The organism is Bacillus sp. N1(2025) (genome assembly GCF_053470005.1).
In genome coordinates this window covers 177,119-195,711 of the sequence record NZ_JBLTJB010000001.1, presented here as the reverse complement: position 1 = coordinate 195,711, position 18,593 = coordinate 177,119, and the positions used below count along the sequence as shown (strand labels likewise).

The 18,593-nt window shown below is 46.9% G+C and carries 20 protein-coding genes and 1 other annotated feature; of the genes, 2 read left to right on the top strand and 18 right to left on the bottom strand.

Annotation, left to right across the window (positions count from 1 at the left end):
• The 3 genes from araA to ACNFN4_RS01040 form a co-directional block, all read right to left on the bottom strand.
• Positions 1–1,494, bottom strand: coding sequence for an L-arabinose isomerase (araA, locus tag ACNFN4_RS01050; RefSeq protein ID WP_017418324.1), 1,494 nt, complete (start codon positions 1,492–1,494; stop codon positions 1–3).
• Positions 1,495–1,676: 182 nt separating this feature from the next.
• Positions 1,677–2,642 (bottom strand): glycoside hydrolase family 43 protein, encoded by a 966-nt coding sequence (locus ACNFN4_RS01045; protein ID WP_448199944.1) that lies wholly within the window; start codon positions 2,640–2,642, stop codon positions 1,677–1,679.
• Between the two features lie 142 nt (positions 2,643–2,784).
• Complete coding sequence (locus ACNFN4_RS01040; protein ID WP_007408096.1) at positions 2,785–3,870, bottom strand: M42 family metallopeptidase; 1,086 nt, start codon at positions 3,868–3,870, stop codon at positions 2,785–2,787.
• Between the two features lie 183 nt (positions 3,871–4,053).
• Here ACNFN4_RS01040 and ACNFN4_RS01035 point away from each other — a divergent pair, with 183 nt between their 5' ends.
• Positions 4,054–4,446 (top strand): hypothetical protein, encoded by a 393-nt coding sequence (locus tag ACNFN4_RS01035; protein WP_003152498.1) that lies wholly within the window; start codon positions 4,054–4,056, stop codon positions 4,444–4,446.
• A gap of 13 nt (positions 4,447–4,459) precedes the next feature.
• Here the strand turns inward: ACNFN4_RS01035 and ACNFN4_RS01030 are convergent, their stop codons facing one another.
• The 8 genes from ACNFN4_RS01030 to ACNFN4_RS00995 all read right to left on the bottom strand — a co-directional run bounded on the left by ACNFN4_RS01030 (position 4,460) and on the right by ACNFN4_RS00995 (position 10,036).
• Positions 4,460–4,726 carry a DUF1294 domain-containing protein gene (locus ACNFN4_RS01030; protein ID WP_007613018.1) on the bottom strand — a complete coding sequence of 89 codons (267 nt, stop codon included), beginning with the start codon at positions 4,724–4,726 and terminating at the stop codon, positions 4,460–4,462.
• A gap of 57 nt (positions 4,727–4,783) precedes the next feature.
• Entirely contained in the window at positions 4,784–5,143 is a 360-nt protein-coding gene (rplT, locus tag ACNFN4_RS01025) for a 50S ribosomal protein L20 (protein WP_007613019.1), read from the bottom strand.
• 31 nt (positions 5,144–5,174) lie between these two features.
• Complete coding sequence (rpmI, locus tag ACNFN4_RS01020) at positions 5,175–5,375, bottom strand: 50S ribosomal protein L35 (RefSeq protein WP_003152493.1); 201 nt, start codon at positions 5,373–5,375, stop codon at positions 5,175–5,177.
• Positions 5,376–5,387: 12 nt separating this feature from the next.
• Positions 5,388–5,909: a translation initiation factor IF-3 gene (gene infC / locus ACNFN4_RS01015; protein WP_071543361.1), complete on the bottom strand. Its 522-nt coding sequence runs from the start codon at positions 5,907–5,909 to the stop codon at positions 5,388–5,390.
• Positions 5,910–5,967: 58 nt separating this feature from the next.
• Positions 5,968–6,098, bottom strand: a sequence feature (ribosomal protein L20 leader region).
• 181 nt (positions 6,099–6,279) lie between these two features.
• Complete coding sequence (gene lrgB, locus ACNFN4_RS01010) at positions 6,280–6,963, bottom strand: antiholin-like protein LrgB (protein WP_007408093.1); 684 nt, start codon at positions 6,961–6,963, stop codon at positions 6,280–6,282.
• A gap of 12 nt (positions 6,964–6,975) precedes the next feature.
• The gene (gene lrgA, locus ACNFN4_RS01005) at positions 6,976–7,413 is read right to left on the bottom strand and encodes an antiholin-like murein hydrolase modulator LrgA (protein WP_007613022.1); all 438 of its coding nucleotides are present in this window, start codon (positions 7,411–7,413) and stop codon (positions 6,976–6,978) included.
• A 129-nt stretch (positions 7,414–7,542) separates the two neighbouring features.
• Positions 7,543–8,277 carry a LytR/AlgR family response regulator transcription factor gene (locus tag ACNFN4_RS01000; RefSeq protein WP_094296073.1) on the bottom strand — a complete coding sequence of 245 codons (735 nt, stop codon included), beginning with the start codon at positions 8,275–8,277 and terminating at the stop codon, positions 7,543–7,545.
• A complete protein-coding gene (locus tag ACNFN4_RS00995) occupies positions 8,255–10,036 on the bottom strand; it encodes a sensor histidine kinase (protein WP_017418328.1) in 1,782 nt (593 codons plus the stop codon). Before ACNFN4_RS00995 ends, ACNFN4_RS01000 begins: the two co-directional genes overlap by 23 nt.
• Before the next feature lie 186 nt (positions 10,037–10,222).
• Here ACNFN4_RS00995 and ACNFN4_RS00990 point away from each other — a divergent pair, with 186 nt between their 5' ends.
• Positions 10,223–11,017 carry an HAD family hydrolase gene (locus ACNFN4_RS00990; protein ID WP_014418604.1) on the top strand — a complete coding sequence of 265 codons (795 nt, stop codon included), beginning with the start codon at positions 10,223–10,225 and terminating at the stop codon, positions 11,015–11,017.
• Positions 11,018–11,071: 54 nt separating this feature from the next.
• Here ACNFN4_RS00990 and thrS read toward each other — a convergent pair whose 3' ends face one another.
• The 7 genes from thrS to speD form a co-directional block, all read right to left on the bottom strand.
• Positions 11,072–13,003, bottom strand: coding sequence for a threonine--tRNA ligase (gene thrS, locus ACNFN4_RS00985; protein ID WP_065181020.1), 1,932 nt, complete (start codon positions 13,001–13,003; stop codon positions 11,072–11,074).
• A 409-nt stretch (positions 13,004–13,412) separates the two neighbouring features.
• Positions 13,413–14,243 carry a putative sporulation protein YtxC gene (ytxC, locus tag ACNFN4_RS00980; protein WP_448199943.1) on the bottom strand — a complete coding sequence of 277 codons (831 nt, stop codon included), beginning with the start codon at positions 14,241–14,243 and terminating at the stop codon, positions 13,413–13,415.
• A 65-nt stretch (positions 14,244–14,308) separates the two neighbouring features.
• Entirely contained in the window at positions 14,309–14,950 is a 642-nt protein-coding gene (locus ACNFN4_RS00975; protein ID WP_094296137.1) for a TVP38/TMEM64 family protein, read from the bottom strand.
• A gap of 31 nt (positions 14,951–14,981) precedes the next feature.
• Positions 14,982–15,917, bottom strand: a complete 936-nt coding sequence (dnaI, locus tag ACNFN4_RS00970) for a primosomal protein DnaI (RefSeq protein ID WP_012118157.1) — start codon at positions 15,915–15,917, stop codon at positions 14,982–14,984.
• A gap of 24 nt (positions 15,918–15,941) precedes the next feature.
• Positions 15,942–17,351, bottom strand: a complete 1,410-nt coding sequence (locus ACNFN4_RS00965) for a replication initiation and membrane attachment family protein (RefSeq protein ID WP_154817593.1) — start codon at positions 17,349–17,351, stop codon at positions 15,942–15,944.
• Between the two features lie 111 nt (positions 17,352–17,462).
• Positions 17,463–17,921, bottom strand: coding sequence for a transcriptional regulator NrdR (gene nrdR / locus ACNFN4_RS00960; RefSeq protein WP_003152473.1), 459 nt, complete (start codon positions 17,919–17,921; stop codon positions 17,463–17,465).
• A 248-nt stretch (positions 17,922–18,169) separates the two neighbouring features.
• Positions 18,170–18,550: an adenosylmethionine decarboxylase gene (gene speD, locus ACNFN4_RS00955; RefSeq protein ID WP_448199942.1), complete on the bottom strand. Its 381-nt coding sequence runs from the start codon at positions 18,548–18,550 to the stop codon at positions 18,170–18,172.
• Positions 18,551–18,593 lie beyond the last annotated feature (43 nt).

Sequence of the window (18,593 nt, the reverse complement as noted above, 5' to 3'; positions counted from 1 at the left end):
TCAATTCCCTCCCAGCCGGTATAATACGTCATTCCATTTCAGCTCTTTTTTCAGCTCATGTATTTCGGTATTGCGGGAAATAAAGATGCTTTCAATGCCTGCCATCTCAGCCCAGTCAAGCATCTGTTCAGCCGTAAGCCGGAAGGACATACAGGTATGGTGGGCGCCTCCCGCCAAAATCCATGCTTCCGCAGCTGTTTTCAGCGATGGCTCCGGCTTCCACAGCACCCGCGCCACAGGGAGATTCGGCATATCATGATCAATTTCCCTGCCTTCCGCTTCATTCAGAATGAGACGGAATCGCCCGCCGATATCAATGATGCTGGCGATGATGGCTGAACCGCCGATTCCGTTAAAGACCAACCGGGCCGGATCTTCCTTCCCTCCGATTGAGAGAGGATGAACTTCGATTTTCGGCTGATCAAGGGCGATCGTCGGACATACTTCAAGCATATGTGATCCGAGAATCATCGCACGCCCCGGTTCAAAATGGTACGTATAATCTTCCATGAAGGAGGTTTGTTCTCCGTCCGCCATTATTTTCATCATTCGCACAAGGGCAGCCGTTTTCCAATCGCCTTCGCCGGCAAATCCGTACCCTTTTTCCATAAGACGCTGAACGGCAAGACCCGGAAGCTGCTTCATTCCGTGCAAAACTTCAAAGGAGGTCGAAAACGCTGTATATCCGCCCCGTTCGAGAAAGGCCGTTAATCCGAGTTCAATTTTCGCCTGTTCTTTAATGGAAGAAACTTTTGCCTCATCCCGTTTTGTTTCGTCGCTGATGACATACAATTTGTCGTATTCCTCATAAAGCGCCTCAATTTCTGAGTCGGTGACGTTGTTCATCACCTCGGTAAGATCGCCGATTCCGTAGCCGTCAACCTGCCAGCCGAATTGGATGTGGGCGCCGACTTTGTCTCCGTCAGTAACCGCCACATTCCGCATATTGTCGCCGAACCGGGCTACTTTAATATTCCTGCTTTCATTCCAAGCGGCAGCCGTGTTCATCCATTGCGAAATGTCATGTTTGACTTCCTCATCATTCCAATAGCCTGCGATGACTTTTCTCGTCTGCCCCATTCTTGACTGGATATATCCGTATTCCCGGTCTCCGTGAGCGGATTGGTTGCTGTTCATAAAGTCCATATCAATCGTTTCCCACGGGATGTCGCGATGATACTGGGTATGCAGATGAAGCATCGGCTTTTGAAAAGCGGAAAGACCTTCAATCCACATTTTCGCAGGGGAAAATGTATGCATCCACGTCACGACCCCCGCACAGTTTTCTTGATACTGCGCTTCCCGCAAAACCTCTCTGATTGTTTCAGATGACGTGACAACCGGTTTATGCCTGATCTTGTATCTTGATGACACCCCGCTGAGGCCGTCACATATTCCCTTTGCGTGTTTATCGACAAGCTGCAGCGTTTCCTCTCCGTATAAGTGCTGGCTTCCCGTTACAAACCAAAATTCATATTCTTTGTTCTGAAGCACATTCATTTCCCCTTCCCATCAAAATAAAGCGCTTGCATTTTAAAAAGTATACGTACGAATATAAACCACAAAACTTTTATCCTTTTATTTGTACGAACAACTTTATTATAGTTAAGGAGGAATCAACCTGTCAATCTTTTATTGCAAGTAAAAAAGCCGGACACACATGCCCGGCTGATCAATTAATAGGAAGGCCAGCCTGAACTCCAGTCGATATCATTGATGAGCATCTTCGGAATTCCGCTGTTTTCGGCATCATACGCATGACGCACTAAAATATTCCCGTTCACAATGTCTTGACCGCCCGGGCCTTTCCAACGGTCATTGCCGGAGTCAAGAATCGTCCCTCCGCCTTCTGACATGCTTTTCCCGCTTTTATCGAGATATGGGCCGGTGATGCTTTTGGATCTTCCATAAGCGATTTTGTACGTACTATTCACGCCTGAACAGCATTTATCAAACGACACCATTAAGTAATAGTAGCCGTTCTGGTAGGTGATGGCCGGCGCTTCCAAAGCTCCGCTGTTATTCGGTCTGGCAGCGATGGAATAAAGTGATCCCGTCGGTTTCATCGTATTTTTATCAAGCTTTGTCAGCTTAATGCCGCTCCAAAAAGAACCGAAGGCAAGCCAAGGGTTTCCGTCTTTATCAATTGTCAGCTCCGGATCAATTGCATTGTAGTTATCGGCGCTTGTTGAACGGATGACGAGCCCTTCGTCCTTCCAGTTTCCCGAACTGAGGCTTGTAGATGATGCAAGACCGATCGCGGAGGTATTTTTGCCGAATGAAGAAACGGCATAATACAGCCAATACTTTCCGTTATAATATTGAACATCGGGGGCCCATTGATTCAGCCCGTAATTCGGCACATAATTGCCCCACCATGACAGCGGGGAAGTAAAGATTGATTTCTGAACGGTCCATACGCCGCCGCTGCCCGCCTTTAAGACGCGAAGCCCCCTCTCCCCTTCCAAACCGGTTCCGAAAGCGTACCACGTGTTTCCTTCCTTCGCCATTGTCGGATCGTGCAGCAATTCATTTGATGCCCCCCAAAACGCGGCAGATGCCGGAGATGAAGACATCAGCAGCAGCCCGGCTGTAACGGCTGCGCACGAAAAGCGGATCATGCGTCTGAATCTGTTTTTCATTTGTAAACCCTCCCCTTTTTTAAAGCGCTTTCAAAAACATGTTGTCAGATTTTTCTATGTCTTCTCTTATTGTAGACGCAGGGCTCATATTTGTACAGACAAAAAAAAGAATCTGCTTAAAAAAGCAGATTCTTCCGTATCTTTATTGGTAAGTAATACGGTCAACTGTTTCCCGGTCTAATTTTTTAATCACTTCTGTAATCAATTTTACCGTATTCTCATAATCATCCCGATGCAAAATAGCGGCATGAGTGTGAATGTAGCGCGTCGCGATCGTAATGGACAGCGCCGGCACTCCGTTTGCGGTTAAATGAATGGAACCTGAATCCGTGCCCCCTCCGGCAATGGAATCGAATTGATACGGAATTCCCGCTTCTTCCGCCGTGTTCACGACAAGGTCGCGCAGCCCTTTGTGAGATACCATTGACGCGTCATACAGAATAATTTGCGGCCCTTCGCCGATTTTGCTTTGCGCCTCTTTTTCAGAAATTCCCGGTGTATCTCCGGCAATTCCGACATCCACACCGAACGCGATATCAGGCTGGATCGTATGTGCCGCTGTTTTCGCCCCGCGCAGCCCGACTTCTTCTTGAACCGTTCCGACCCCGTATACTTCATTGGGGTGATCACTGTTTTTCAGATTTTTTAATACATCGATGGCAATCGCACAGCCGATACGGTTGTCCCATGCTTTCGCCAATAAATGCTTTTCATTGTTCATCACTGTAAATTCAAAATACGGCACAATCTGGTCACCCGGAAGAACGCCCCATTCCATTGCTTCTTCACGGCTGGACGCCCCAATATCGATGAACATCTCTTTAATATCGGCGGCTTTTTTTCTGGCGTCAGGAGGCAGAATGTGAGGCGGTTTCGAACCGATGATCCCCGTGATGTCCCCTTTTTTTGTCACGACGGTGACGCGCTGGGCCAGCATGACCTGAGACCACCAGCCGCCGACGGTTTGAAAGCGGAGAAAGCCTTTATCAGTGATTTGCGTCACCATAAAACCGACTTCGTCTAAATGCCCTGAGATCATGATTTTCGGACCGTTTTCTTTGCCGGTTTTTTTGGCGATTAAGCTTCCCAGCCGGTCTGTTGTGACGTCATCGGCAAATGGTTCTATGTATGATTTCATCACTTGTCTTACTTCTCTCTCATTTCCCGGTATCCCTTTTGCATCCGTTAACGCTTTCAGCATGGTGAGCGTTTCATCTAATTTTGTCATCAATAAACCTCCTTTTTTTCACTACCCTTCTTATTATACAAAACCAATGCTGAAGCATACGATTAATTCGCCTGAAAAACGGGTAAATGTTTTTATCTATTTCTTTTAAAAAAATGAAACCTTTTGTTTTGTTTTTCGTATTACATCAGATCATGACAAAGGTGAGGAGGTGCCTTCACACATATGGCCATTACAGTATTGAGGATTGTCTTGCTTGCACTTCTTATTTATTTTATTTACATGTGCGTCAAATTTTACGCAAACCCGAAAAGAAGGCTCAGACTGGCACAATCAAAAGAGAATTTTTATTTTATTGACGAACAGAAAAACACGCGAAAAAATCTCCAGCTTACTTATAAAGGAGTGCTCTTTGAAGGAGAAAAGCATATCCCTTCCAAAGATCATCCGCTGTTTATTCATACGATATTTGTATGGACCGAAAATCCGGAAAAGCTGAACCGCTTTTCTGCAGGTGATTTTGAAGAAGTCGAAAAAAAGGTATTGGAGCGGTATCCGAATTGCAAGATTGATTGGGACCAGCCCATCAAAAAAGCGAAAAAAGCAGGCGAGCGATAAGCTCTCCTGCTTTTTATGTTTTATACATCAAATACATCAGCACAAGGGCGGCTTCAGTGAGAAAAAGCAGCGGCACCCCGTATAAAAAGGATTTGTGTTTCGTCTTATGCCTGAAGGTGCGCATGCCGATCCATACGCCGAGTGAGCCGAACATGGCGGCTGTGAGCCATATTCGTTTCTCTGATATTCTCCACCGGTGTGCCTTTGCTCTTCTTTTATCAGCGCCCATGATCCAAAAGCCGTATCCGTTTATCAATACGGCGTAAATGAAGAGAGCCATTGATTGTCACCCTTTACGTAAAAAAACCGCTCCCGGAAAGAGAGCGGCTTTTTCAACTTACTTGTCTAACTGAGCTTTAGCAGCATCAGCAAGCTGATTGAAAGCAGTAAGATCGTTTACAGCAAGATCAGCAAGCATTTTGCGGTTTACTTCGATGCCTGAAAGCTTAAGACCGTGCATTAAACGGCTGTAAGAAAGACCGTTCATACGTGCAGCAGCGTTGATACGAGTGATCCAAAGCTTACGGAAATCACGTTTTTTCTGACGGCGGTCACGGAATGCATAGTTTCCTGATTTCATGACCTGCTGGTTTGCTACTTTGTATAATCTATGTTTTGAACCGAAATAACCTTTTGCTAATTTAAGAACCTTTTTACGACGCTGACGCGACACAGTTCCGCCTTTTACTCTTGGCATTATATTTCCCTCCTAATTGTTCCTTGTCCGATTACTTGATGTTAGCAAGCTGTTGTTTGATGCGTTTGAAGTCTCCTGCGCTTACAATAGCACCCTTGCGAAGCTTACGCTTTTGCTTTTGGGATTTGTTGGCGAATAAGTGACTTGTGTATGCATGAGAACGTTTTAACTTCCCAGAACCTGTCTTTTTAAAACGTTTAGCAGATCCGCGGTGAGTTTTCATTTTTGGCATGGGATTTCCTCCTTATTGCTTTTCGTTTTTCGGCGCGAGCATTAAGAACATGCTGCGGCCGTCCATTTTTGGTTTTGTTTCGACTGTCGCAACTTCCGCACATGCTTCAGAGAAACGGTCCAATACGCGCTGGCCGATTTCTTTATGAGTGATTGCGCGCCCTTTAAAGCGGATAGAAGCTTTCACTTTATCGCCTTTTTCAAGGAATTTAATCGCATTGCGCAATTTCGTGTTAAAGTCATGCTCATCGATCGTCGGACTTAATCTAACTTCTTTTAAGTTAATGATTTTTTGATTTTTGCGTGCTTCTTTGTCCTTTTTCTGCTGCTCGAATCTGAACTTACCGTAGTCCATGATGCGGCAGACAGGCGGTTTTGCATTTGCTGCAACTAACACAAGGTCAAGATTTGCGCGGCCGGCGATTTCAAGTGCTTCCTGACGGGACTTGATGCCGAGCTGATCGCCATTTTGTCCGATCAGACGAACTTCACGTGCACGGATACCCTCATTAACCAATTGATCTTTGCTAATAATGAGCCACCTCCATAGTTTCTTCGAATTGATTCACAACGCTTTTTGACTGCATTCTGCAGGCAAACAAAAAGTGCGGGCATGACAACACACCCACACTACGAACATCTGCATAAATAAAAATGTACGGTCAACCTGCCAACTACATGAATGTGTCAATCAGGTGAGAAGCGGGTGCCTCTGCTTGTGATTTATATTCAATTCAATAACTATTCTACACAATACCGGATCATTAGTCAAGAATGACTTCTCCGGATCAACTTTTTCATTTTAACACGATGCCGGGGCGAGCGCAAGGAAAAATGTGAAATTTCGTTCTTTGCCGCCCGCAGATGCTGCCGGACAATAAAAAACCCGGGTCTATGACCCGGGTTTATCCTCCGATGAGCTGAACGAATACCGGAATGACCAGCACCGTCACCACTCCCACGACGACAACCGCGATACTTGCCATTGCCGCTTCTACTTCCCCCATCTCAATACCGACCGCAACACCGAGTGCGTGTCCTGATGTGCCGAGAGCCAGTCCTTTAGAGATTGGGTGCTTTACTTTAAACAGTTTTAAGAATAGAGCGCCCAGAGCATAGACGATAACGGCGTTGAAAATGACGGCGAAAGCGGTGATATCGGTGATGCCGCCGATTCCTTTTGACAGCGGAAGGGCAATTGCCGTTGTCGCCGCCTGCGGAAGCATGCTTTTCATAACGGCCGCGTCAAGATGAATGCCTTTTGCGATCAAATAGACAATCGTCACTGAGCAGATAGAGCCGACAATGATAGAAGACATGATCTGCCACCAGTATTTTTTCAGTTTGTCACGCTGTTTGTATAAAGGGATGGCAAAAGCGATCGTTGCGGGCTCCAGGAAGAATTTAATAATGTCTCCCCCGCTTTTATAATCTTCATATGAAAAACCGCCGAGCTTCAGAAAAAGGATTCCAAGCACCATCGCGACAAACAGCGGGGTGAAGAGGAAAAAGCCTCTCGTTTTTTTAAATAAATACGTGCCGATGCCAAAGGCCGCAAGTGAAACGACAATACCGAAATATGGACTCATCCGATTTCCCTCCTAATGCTGCACAAGTTCTTTTTCCTGATTGGAACGGCGCACCGTTTGTTTTTCAGGAGCAGTCTTCTGACGTTTTTGGCTGACAGACAAGATCAGCTGAGAAAAAAGGCCTGTGGCCCCTAACAGAATGATGGTGGCGAGTAAGATGACGAGTGCGATCTGCACGCCGTACTGCTGCATGACGCCAAGTGAATTCATCACGGAGATGCCCGACGGGACAAATAAAAATCCGATCAGTGACGTTAATGATGTTCCCAGCGTTTCTACTTGTTCAAGCTTAATCACTTTCAGGCATAAGAGGACAAATAATAACACCAAACCTACTACGGAAGCGGGTATAGGAATGGGGACAATCGCTGCAATCCCATTAGATATGAGCATAATTACGGCAAAAATAAATGCTTGTGTCAGAAATCCGTACACTTTTTTCGCACTCATTTTCTTCACCTCTTTCTCTTTGTTAGGTCCATTATAAAAGAGAAATCGATTTTTAAAGCGCTTTCATAATAAACGGCTGAATATTCATTCTGAAATGCAAAAAACGGCTGCTGAAATGCAAAAGCCGCCTCATATAATATGAAGCAGCTTTTTTAAGTCCTTGGCGTATGTACGGCTGACGGGAATTTTAGAGCCGTCTTTTAAGATAAGATTGTACGTCGAATTAAACCAAGGATGAATTTCCGTAATATGCTCCGTATTCACGATGAACGCGCGGTGCACTCTCAAGAAACCCGTCTCAGGCAGTTTTTTCTCAATGACCGCCAAAGTTTCATGAACGGAATAAGAAGCGGCAAACGTTTTGACAGAAACGTGTCCGTCCTCCATGCCGGCGAAAATAATGTCCTTCGTATCTAAAATGACAATAGATTCACCGGCTGATACAGCCAGTTTATGCGCTCCGGCTGCGGACGGCTGCTCTGAGACGCCTCCTGCCCTGTCCTGCTTCACTCTTTTAAACTTTCTGATCGTCTGGCGCACTCTTTCTTCATCAAAAGGCTTCGTTAAATAATCGAGCGCGTCGACTTCAAAGGCTTTTAAAGCAAATTGGTCATACGCCGTCGCAAAAACGACGGCCGGCGGATTTTTCATGTTTTTCAGCCGTTTGGCAATGTCAAATCCGTTTTCTCCTGACAAATCAACGTCCAAAAACAGCAGATCCGGTTTTTGATCCATCATACTGTCAAAAGCGGATTCAATATTTTCTGCTTCGTTTATGTCACTTACTTCATTCGTCCGTTTCAGCAAATAAGCTAATTCATCTCTTGCCAGCATTTCATCATCAACGATTAACACCTTCAGCATGTTCTTCTCCTTTAGTCATCAGTTTCAAAGGCAGCTCAAATGATACGTCCGTACCTTTGCCGGCCTCACTTTCCAATCGCAGGGCTGCTTTGGGGCCGAACAGCCCGATCAGCCGCTGATTTAAATTGTAAAGCGCGGTTCCCGTCCCTTCTTTAGACGGGAGCGGACGGTTTCCGAGCACGGACAGCAATTCCGGATCAATTCCCCGCCCGTTATCTCCAACCCGCATTAAAACCGATTGACCGGCGGATACCACGCTGACATTGACGGCACAGCTGTCCTGCTTTCTTGAAAATGCATGGCGGAGCGCATTTTCGACGAGGATCTGCAGCACAAAAGGAGGAATTTCGATGTCCTCCAAACCGCGTTCGATCTCAAGGCTGATTTTATATTTCCCGGGAAAACGGGCCTGCTCCAATGATAAATATGCCTGCAGATGGTTCAGTTCTTTAGAAAGCGGGATGAGCAGCTGCCTTGCCCCCTGCAGATTGGAACGGAAATAGACGCTGAGCTGCAGCAGAAGCTTTCGGGTTTTTTCCACATCCGTACGGCAAAGAGCAGAAATCGTATTGATCGCATTAAACAGAAAATGCGGATTGACCTGTGCCTGAAGCGCCTTTATTTCTGCGTCTTTCAGCAATTTGCTCTGCAGTTCCGCCTCACCGAGTTCAAGCTGGGTGGAAAACAGCATGGCGAGTCCTTCTGCAAGCTCTTCTTCAACCCGGCTTAAACCTGACGGGCTTTTAAAGTACATTTTCAGCGTCCCGATCGTTTTGCCGTTTGACGTCAGCGGCAATACAATCGCCGCATGCAGCGGACAGGGATCGTGCGTGCATTCAATTTCTGCCTTTGATGTCGCTTTCATAATATGACCCGTTTTAATGACGCGTTTTGACAATCCGGTGATCAGGCTTTCAGACGGAATATGATGGTCGGCACCCGCGCCGACGTGCGCCAAAATCTTTTCGTTATCCGTAAGCGATACCGCGTCCGTTCCTGTTTGCCTGTGGATGATGGCGGCGACGCTTTTGCATGAGCTTTCATTCAGCCCCTGGCGGAAAAACGGAAGCGTCTGATCGGCAATCATCAGCACCCTGTGGGTTTCAAGGGCTCTCGCCCGTTCTTCCTTCCGGATAATCGACTGAATGATCGAAAGAAAAATAAAAGTCCCTGACCCGTTTACCAATATCATCGGGATGCCGATGATGCTCACAAGCGTCCAAGCATCAGAAAACGGCTTGGCCATCAAGAGGATGAGCAGCATTTGCAGCGATTCCATCCCGAGTCCGACAAGCGCGGCCACCCGCGGTGTCGGCATCGCATAGCGTTTTCTGAAATACCGTCCGATCCAGCCGGACAAAATGCCCGCTAAAACGGATGAGACGGCACAGCTGACTGCGGTCGCGCCGCCGAGTGATAAACGATGCAGGCCGGCCAGTATGCCGACGCCGATTCCCACATACGGGCCGCCTAAGAGTCCGCCGATTTCAACGCCCATAATTCTTGTATTGGCAATTGAACCGGACGGATTAATTTGAAACACCCAGTCATTATTCATGATTGTATTCCGCTGAATTTCTATTCCCGTATAGTTGCTGATGATACTGAACAGCGAGAAAATTGAAATCAGCACCGCTTTGCCTTTATAGCTCTCAGGCTGCTGGAGCGCCTGTCTGAACAATCTGGTATGAGCCAGAACAAATCCCAATATGACGATAATTCCGACTCTTTCCAGCATCATGATGATCAAATGCAGCATACTTTTCACCTGTTCTTTCAAATTTTATTTTATCACGTTTTAGAGCCTGAGACAGAATCTGACACAAACCTGCCTGTTTTTTTCAAATCATCTGAAAACAAATCTTTCACAGTCTATATATCTATTGTAGAATAAACGGGAGCCTTGCGGCAGAGAGTTTCAGAATATAACAAAGAGGAGAAGATCATGAAAGCCGTATTTTTTGATTTGGACGATACACTGTTATGGGATGAAAAAAGCGTCAGAACAACATTCAGGGAAACATGTTTACAAGCGGAAAAAAAATATGGCCTTGACCCGCATACATTTGAAGAGGCGGTTCGGAAAGCGGCACGGGAATTGTATATGTCATACGAAACCTATCCTTATACGGTCATGATCGGCATTAATCCGTTTGAAGGATTGTGGGCGAATTTTTCCGAGCCGGTCAGCGAAGGGTTTAAACAGCTGAATCGGATTGCGCCGGAATACAGACGAAACGCCTGGACGAACGGCTTAAAAAGCGTCGGTATAGACGATGCGGCTTACGGCGAATATTTGGCGGAGTTTTTCGCGGCGGAACGCAGACAGCGTCCGTACGTGTATGATGAAACGTTTGCGGTGCTTGATAAGCTGAAAGGTGTTTATGAATTGCTTCTGCTGACAAACGGCGACCCCAGCCTGCAGAAAGAAAAACTCGCCGGCGTTCCTGAGCTCGCGCCTTATTTTAATGAAATCGTCATCTCAGGCGCTTTCGGAAAAGGGAAACCCGACGCCTCCATATTCGAACATTGCCTCGGCCTCCTGAACCTGAAAAAAGAAGACGCCATTATGGTCGGAGATAACCTCAATACTGATATATTGGGAGCGAAACGGGCAGGCATTACGACAGTCTGGGTAAACCGGACGCAAAAGAAAAATGATACGGACATTGCACCTGATTACGTGATCAGCGATCTTCACGAGCTGTTTGCGATTATAGAGAAACAAAAAGAAAGATAATGTTATACGCAAAAAAACCCCATTCTGAATGAACGGGGTTTTTTGTATTTCCGGTTATTTTTTCGCTTCGGCTACAGCCTTTTTCACAAAATCGTCCAATGAGACGGTTTCTGATTTCTGCTCGCCGTATTTCCGGACGTTTACCGCGCCGTTTTCCGCTTCTTGGTCACCGACCACAAGCATGTACGGGATTTTTTGCATTTGCGCTTCACGGATTTTATAGCCGATTTTTTCGTCCCGGCTGTCAAGCTCGACACGCAGACCTTCACGCTGCAGGCGCTCCTGCACTTTTTTCGCATAATCAAGATGCACGGACGGTGATACAGGAATGACTTGGAACTGCACCGGCGCAAGCCATGTCGGAAGGGCGCCTTTGTGCTCTTCGATTAAGAAAGCAACGAAACGCTCCATCGTTGACACGACGCCGCGGTGAATAACGACAGGGCGGTGCTGTTTGCCGTCTTCTCCGACGTAAGTGAGATCAAAGCGTTCCGGAAGAAGGAAGTCAAGCTGTACAGTTGACAATGTCTCTTCTTTGCCGATCGCCGTTTTCACCTGCACGTCAAGCTTAGGGCCGTAAAACGCCGCTTCGCCTTCCGCTTCATAATAGTCGTGCCCCATCTCATCCATTGCCGCCTTCAGCATGGATTGCGCTTTGTTCCACATCTCATCATCATCAAAATATTTTTCCGTGTCTTCAGGATCGCGGTAAGACAGGCGGAATGTGTAATCACTCAGGCCGAAGTCTTCGTATACGTCTTGAATCAAACGGACCGTGCGGATGAATTCTTCTTTAATCTGGTCAGGGCGGACGAAAATGTGCGCGTCATTTAAAGTCATGCCGCGTACGCGCTGAAGACCTGAAAGCGCCCCGGACATTTCATAACGATGCATCGTTCCCAGCTCTGCGATGCGGATCGGAAGCTCGCGGTAGCTGTGAATGTCCTGTTTGTAAATCATCATATGGTGAGGACAGTTCATCGGACGGAGCACGAGTGTTTCATTGTCCATTTCCATCGGCGGGAACATGCCCTCCTGATAATGTTCCCAGTGCCCTGATGTTTCGTACAGGTCTTTGCTTCCGAGAACAGGCGTATAGACGTGCTCATAACCGAGGCTCAGCTCTTTATCCACAATGTAGCGCTCGATCACGCGGCGGATGGTTGCGCCTTTCGGCAGCCAGAGCGGCAGGCCTTGTCCGACTTTTTGAGAGTTGGCGAACAATTTTAATTCTTTGCCCAGTTTTCGGTGGTCGCGCTCTTTCGCTTCTTCAAGCATCCGCAAATGCTCTTTCAAGTCATCCTTTTTAAAGAAGGCCGTGCCGTAAATGCGCTGAAGCATTTGGTTTTTGCTGTCGCCGCGCCAGTATGCGCCCGCAAGGCTCAGCAGCTTAAATTCTTTAATTTTGCCTGTAGACGGCACGTGCACGCCGCGGCACAGGTCAAAAAATTCGCCCTGCTCATAAATGGAGACCGTTTCGTCTTCTGGGATGGCATCCAGCAGTTCAAGCTTCAGATTATCGCCGATTTCCGCAAACATGGCTTTTGCTTCATCACGGCTCACTTCTTTTCGGATAATCGGGAGATTTTCACCGACGATGCGTTTCATTTCTTTTTCAATCTTCGGAAGGTCATCCGGCGTCAGCGCCTGCTCCATTTCAACGTCATAATAGAACCCGTTTTCAATGACGGGGCCGACACCGAATTTCACATCTTTATAAATGCGTTTAATCGCCTGGGCCAATAAATGCGCCGTGCTGTGCCGCATGATGTTCAAGCCTTCTTCTGTACCTTCTGTAATGATTTCTACGGCACCATCCTCTTGAATCGGCGTTCTTAAATCAATTTCCTGTCCGTTCAGTTTTCCGGCTAAAGACTTTTTCTTTAATCCCGGACTGATGGATGCCGCGATATCTTCTGTTGTTGTTCCTTTCGGAAATTCCTTTACCGCTCCGTCCGGAAATGTGATGTTGATCATATCTGACATCTTCGTCACTCCTTTTTTTATGCAAATCAAAAACCCCGCCCCCTATGAAAGGGACGAGGTTAAATAAACGGAATCGTGGTTCCACCCTTTTTTCCGCACGGCCGATTGTTTCGGCACCTGCGGCTCTAAACTCTGTAACGGGAGTTCCCGTCAGCTATTACTGGCGCTTCTTCCGGCGTTCACAGCTGAAGTTCAAAGGCGGTAAAGACAATGATCCATAGCTGGAAAGCTTTCAGCCTGGGCTCTCCTCTCTTATAAAGCCGGTATCAATGCTTCATGTCCTTATCAATACGTGTAGCAATCATTAATCTTTTATGTATTATAAAATGTCTGCGAGAAAAATGCAACTCGGTTTTCCGTCTGATTTCGCACAGACAGCCCTGCCGCTTACACAAGGCCGTCCGTGCGGCTATCCTTCCGTCTTCTCGGCTGCAAACGCGCTCAGCGGAAAAAGGCGCACCCTCTCCTGAAACACGTTTTGAATCGTTCTGGACATCATATGCTCCGGTTTGTCCGTATACAGTTCTACCGTCTCAGGCGCAATGGAGATCAGCGGCGCAAGGAGATGGGAATCTATATACATCGGGTGCTCCCGCACAAACCGTCTGTCTATGTATTTTTTCTGTTCCCGTTCTGACAAATAGCGCAGCTCCCACAGCGTAAAAGCCCGGTCATGTACGATGCGGACTTTCTTCATCCGCGGCGGATTGGTTGTCACATAATCTCTCAGAGACTGGATAAAGTTTTGATATTCCTGTTCCATCCGATATTCATCTATCGCAGCCTCCGCGTATTCTCTGAGCCGCTCATAATACCTGCCGAGCCGGAACGTCTGAAACGAACGCACGGAAAAAACACCCGCATCAAGTGAAATCGTCCGGAGCGCATCTGAAATAAACTGTGTGCGCGGCTCTTTCTTCGGCTCGAACGGATGATCCTCAAGCTCTCCTTCCATAATGCTGTGTGCAAGCTGAAGGATTTGCTGCTGTTCATCCTGATCGGTGAAGCAGTATGCGTCCTCAATAAGCGAAAGCATATGCTCGTCTTCTTTGCATTCCAAAAAAAACCTGACAAGTATCGGCTCAATAAAGCGCTGAACGCAAAAAGCCGTTTCAGACCTTGCGATTCCGACTTTTTTTATGCCTTCACGGACAATAAAATGTCTCCGGTCGTCCGATTGCTGAATGAGATGTAAAAAAGCGGCGGTATCGTGGTCATCTTCAAAGATCACTTCAAGCATATTTGTCCCCCCTTACGGCATCTGTTACAAGTATATGGGGGATGTTTTTAAAATAGACGTAAAGGTTAGCTTTCACCGCCGAACAAATGGCGCACCTTCTTTTTAAATATAACGGGAAGCGATAAAAATACGATGTAAAGACACATCACGCCGAGTACGGTCAGCACATTGCCGGACATAAAGCTCGCGCCGAGCACATTCAGGACGATCGTCCCCGGAATAATGCCCGCTGCGGTCGCCAAAAAATACGTCATCGGCCTGACTTTCGATAGGCCCGCGGCATAGCTGATCACATCAAAGTTAACAGGCAGAATGCGCAGGATAAAAATATAAAAGAAGCCATTGGTTTTCATCTGCTTTTGAATGGCTTCCATTTTTCCATGACGGCTTTTCTCATTAAAGGCAAACAGCCCCGCCGCAAAAAAAGACGCGGCGGCAGCGCCCATTGAGCCCGCCAGCGTATACATGGTGCCGAAAAACGGCCCGAACGCCAATCCTCCGGCGACGGAAACGATTGATACGGGAAACAGCACAAAAGGCCTGACAATGGAAATTCCGATAAACACAAGCGGCGCAAAAACACCGAACGATAATACCCACAGCCGGATCTCCTTAGGCGACAGATTCAGATATTTGCGGTTTGCCCACAGTAAAAGGCCCGCTCCCGCCGCAGCCGCAGCCCAAGTGACAGCCTTCTTATTCCTCATTCCCTCAAATCCTTCCCATTGGACGCCGGCATCATGAACGGCGGCGGTTTTCCCCGTCAAGACGGACGGGCGAAGCCAAATATAAAATCCGCTCCATCAGTCTTGCCGCTTTTACTTCTTCCTTTTCTCCCCGCTGTGAATACGTAAAATGATGCTTCAGCTCGTCTGGTGAAAAATTAGACGAGAAGAAAGTGGGAAGCTGCTGGCTCATTCTGTGCTGAAGCACGGTGCCGATGACTTCATCCCTGACCCAGCTTGTCATTGACTCCGCTCCGATATCATCAAGCATCAGTACGGGCGTCGTTTTCACCATATTCAGTTTCGCCTCCAACGACTGATCCTGGAGAGAGTTTTTCAGCTCTCTGACAAATTCGGGAACATATACGATCATTGATGAATACTCTTTTTCCGCCAGCTCGTTGGCAATGGCGGCTAAAATAAATGTCTTTCCGATTCCGAATTTTCCGTACAGATACAGCCCTTTGCCTTTTCCCGTTTCATTATAGCTCTTCAGAAAATCCGTCACATGCTGGAAGATGCCGACTCTGCTCGGATCGGTAATGTCGATCTGCTGAAACGTCGCGCCGAGAAGATCCTGCTGGATATACATGCTCTTCATCAGGGACTTTTGCCTTTTCTGGCGGTCGAGCTTTCTCTTTTCCGGACATTCGTAATATTCAATATCAATGGAACGCCCGTTGATCACAAGCTTCGGATGATAGCCTTCAAGCAGGCTGTTCGTCCGGCTGTCTTTCGAACAGAAGGCGCACTGTTTGCTTTGCTGAACGAATTCGTACAGTTTATTTAACCCTCTGTCAATCATGCTTTGATTGATTACATCTTTCTGTTCCTTCAAAAAAGCCTGGACGTCTTCGTCGGCCATGACTTGCTGCTGCATTCGTTCCAGGCGTTTTTGAAAGTCAGGTCTTTTCGTCACGCCTTCTAAGGATCGGCTGATCGGTTCCATTCAATATCACCCCGCTTCTCTGTCTCAATAGGCAGAGTATTTTTTCAGTTTTTTCATTTCTTCCATCATTTTTTTCTTTTGTTCTTCAAGATCCTGCGCGGAAAGAGCCGGCTGTTCTTGTTTCTTCCCGGTTTCTTCTTCTTTCATCCAATCAGGGCGCTTTTCTTCCCGGACGGTTTTTTTGCCGCGCGCCGCGCCGTTTGTTTTGCCGTCCGCCCAATCAAGATATTGCCTGTGCTCTTCTATTGCGAGCTTCATTGCTTCCCGTACCGTTTTGACTTTCTTTCTGGCCCAGTGGGCGGCGATTTTTTGGATATAGTTTTTGGACAGCTTCATATCCGTTTTCAGCATGACATAATAAATCAGCACATTGGTGACGCCGGGCTCAAGCTTTTGTTCGAACATAATATCGGCGATAATCTGCAAGTCGGCTTTTGACGGCTCGGTCCCGTCGGCAATGTCCTGAAGAAGCTTTCTCGGTGATATGGTCTCAAGCTGTGCGATGAGTTCGCCGTTCAATGAATCGTCCTTTTCCGTCCGGTTTTCTCTCAAGGTGACAGGCTGTGTTTTATCAATCAGTTCCGGAAGCTTCCCGCTTCTTTCAATTTGATACCAGTCGCTGGCCGCTTTCCTCAGCGCTTCGGCCGTTATCGTATCCTGTTCATTAATTGCGGTCATGACGACGTGCTGCATGGAGATAGGATCTATTCCGTATAAATATGAAAGCTTTTTAATGCTCTCCCGCACGTCCTGCGTGATTGATTTGCGCGGTATCATCGTTTCTGACAGTCCCGCCATGAAAAGCTCAAAATCAAACACTTCCTCCGTCACCGTATAGGAAGGCGCTTGTCCGACAGACGCCGTCTCATAGTCCTCGGGGAGCTTCATCGCCTCTTCCATATCAGGCGTCATTTTCCATTCACTCGGCTGAAAAGAGGCAAAAGCGTGATTAAACGGACGGGTAATTTCCCTTGCGCCCACGCCGACGGAAGGGTGCGTGTAAAATTGTCTCAGCTGCTGGTATTTCGTTTTACCGACTCTGTTATAAAGAAAGACATTCAGCATGCCGTCTTCAAAAAAATCATTCGGTCTGAGCGGGGGCAGCAGCTCATAAATAAACATCCGCTCTTTTTGCTCGGACTCCCGGATATACACTTTCAGCAGCCCGATTCCTTCAAGCTTTCCCTGTTCATGATGAATCTTTTTTAAATTTGACTGCATCATGCCCATCAGCTGCCTGTGCGTGGATTCCGCTCCCCACAAGCGGTTCTGCTCAAGCTCCCCCCATAAGGTCATATAAAGGGAGAATGCAAAAGAACCGATCAGCGGCTGGTACAGATGTGTCAAAACCTGTCTGTCGACATCCTGAAGAAGCGAACGGCTTTTGACCGTATAAGGATCTACAGGCAATACGTCATTCCAATAGTCAGCCATGATTCTCAAACCTTCCGATATGTTTCTACTCTCATTTTACACCGTTTCTGCGATCTATCAAATGCCAATTTTGCTCATGAGAAAAGAGCCAGACACAATCTCTTAGCTCTCTCAGCGTTCTTTCTTTATTAAATCTTTCAATTCATCGATAAACACGTTTATATCCTTAAACTGCCGGTAGACGGAGGCAAAGCGGACATAAGACACCTCATCGATTTTCGCCAGACGGTCCATTACCATTTCTCCGACAAGTTCGCTTTTGACTTCAGATACACCTTGGTTTCTCAGCTCTTTTTCAATGTCAAAGCACATGTCTTCCAATGTTTTTAAAGGAACGGGCCTTTTTTCACAAGCTTTAATTAACCCGCGCAGCATTTTTTCACGGCTGAATTCTTCCCGGACGCCTTCTTTTTTCACGACGATCAGAGGCATCTCTTCAAACTTCTCAAATGTAGTGAAGCGGTAATGGCAGGCTTCGCATTCCCGCCTTCTGCGGATTGATTTCCCTTCGTCCGCAGGCCGTGAATCAAGTACGCGGGAACCGTTATGCTGGCATGAAGGACATTTCAAATTGGATCAGCTCCCATCTGTTTCGTTGCTGTAATGCGGTTCGCAAGCTTCCGGTAAATGCCCGCCAACGTTTCTAGGATGAGCCTATTTGTTGGGAGAGCCGATAGACCGGCCTTATCTTTTCTATTTTACAAAAAAAATGCTTAAAGAAAAAGCAATGCTGTTTTTTTACATTAGAAAAGGAGCATCAGCTTCAAAGCGCGTAATGGCTTTTTCAGCTTAGCTCCCTTGTGTTTGCGTTTTGAAAATTACAGTACTTTCACTTGTGCCTGTTTAATCTGTACAGGCCCCATTCCTCTCGGTATTTCAATGTTTTCTCTTGTATCTGCATGTAATGCGTCCGCAATGTAATCCGCAGCCACATTAGGATCCAGGTCTCCACAAGTATAAACATCAATGCTTGCATATCCGTGTTCAGGAAAACTGTGAATCGTTAAATGTGACTCAGAGATAATAACGACTCCGCTTACGCCTTGCGGTGCAAATTTGTGAAATGCGACCTCGCGCACCTCAGCTCCTGATTTCAAAGCAGCATTTACAAACGTTTTTTCAATAAAATCCATGTCATTGAGCTTATCAAAATCGCATCCCCACAGCTCGGAGATGACGTGACGCCCCATTGTTTCCATAATCATGGACCCCCCTTAACAAGAATTAAAAAAGTGAATTTCC

What these genes read in the sequence shown, in the direction of transcription:
- ACNFN4_RS01040 (WP_007408096.1), bottom strand. Translation starts at nt 3,870, where the DNA reads ATGACAAAATTAGATGAAACGCTCACCATGCTGAAAGCGTTAACGGAT.
- speD (WP_448199942.1), bottom strand. Translation starts at nt 18,550, where the DNA reads ATGGAAACAATGGGGCGTCACGTCATCTCCGAGCTGTGGGGATGCGAT.
- rpmI (WP_003152493.1), bottom strand. Translation starts at nt 5,375, where the DNA reads ATGCCAAAAATGAAAACTCACCGCGGATCTGCTAAACGTTTTAAAAAG.
- ACNFN4_RS00990 (WP_014418604.1), top strand. Translation starts at nt 10,223, where the DNA reads ATGAAAGCCGTATTTTTTGATTTGGACGATACACTGTTATGGGATGAA.
- dnaI (WP_012118157.1), bottom strand. Translation starts at nt 15,917, where the DNA reads ATGGAACCGATCAGCCGATCCTTAGAAGGCGTGACGAAAAGACCTGAC.
- ACNFN4_RS01045 (WP_448199944.1), bottom strand. Translation starts at nt 2,642, where the DNA reads ATGAAAAACAGATTCAGACGCATGATCCGCTTTTCGTGCGCAGCCGTT.
- ACNFN4_RS00995 (WP_017418328.1), bottom strand. Translation starts at nt 10,036, where the DNA reads ATGCTGCATTTGATCATCATGATGCTGGAAAGAGTCGGAATTATCGTC.
- thrS (WP_065181020.1), bottom strand. Translation starts at nt 13,003, where the DNA reads ATGTCAGATATGATCAACATCACATTTCCGGACGGAGCGGTAAAGGAA.
- lrgB (WP_007408093.1), bottom strand. Translation starts at nt 6,963, where the DNA reads ATGAGTCCATATTTCGGTATTGTCGTTTCACTTGCGGCCTTTGGCATC.
- ACNFN4_RS01030 (WP_007613018.1), bottom strand. Translation starts at nt 4,726, where the DNA reads ATGGCTCTCTTCATTTACGCCGTATTGATAAACGGATACGGCTTTTGG.
- ACNFN4_RS01000 (WP_094296073.1), bottom strand. Translation starts at nt 8,277, where the DNA reads ATGCTGAAGGTGTTAATCGTTGATGATGAAATGCTGGCAAGAGATGAA.
- ACNFN4_RS01035 (WP_003152498.1), top strand. Translation starts at nt 4,054, where the DNA reads ATGGCCATTACAGTATTGAGGATTGTCTTGCTTGCACTTCTTATTTAT.
- ACNFN4_RS00965 (WP_154817593.1), bottom strand. Translation starts at nt 17,351, where the DNA reads ATGGCTGACTATTGGAATGACGTATTGCCTGTAGATCCTTATACGGTC.
- lrgA (WP_007613022.1), bottom strand. Translation starts at nt 7,413, where the DNA reads ATGAGTGCGAAAAAAGTGTACGGATTTCTGACACAAGCATTTATTTTT.
- ytxC (WP_448199943.1), bottom strand. Translation starts at nt 14,243, where the DNA reads ATGCTTGAAGTGATCTTTGAAGATGACCACGATACCGCCGCTTTTTTA.
- rplT (WP_007613019.1), bottom strand. Translation starts at nt 5,143, where the DNA reads ATGCCAAGAGTAAAAGGCGGAACTGTGTCGCGTCAGCGTCGTAAAAAG.
- ACNFN4_RS00975 (WP_094296137.1), bottom strand. Translation starts at nt 14,950, where the DNA reads ATGAGGAATAAGAAGGCTGTCACTTGGGCTGCGGCTGCGGCGGGAGCG.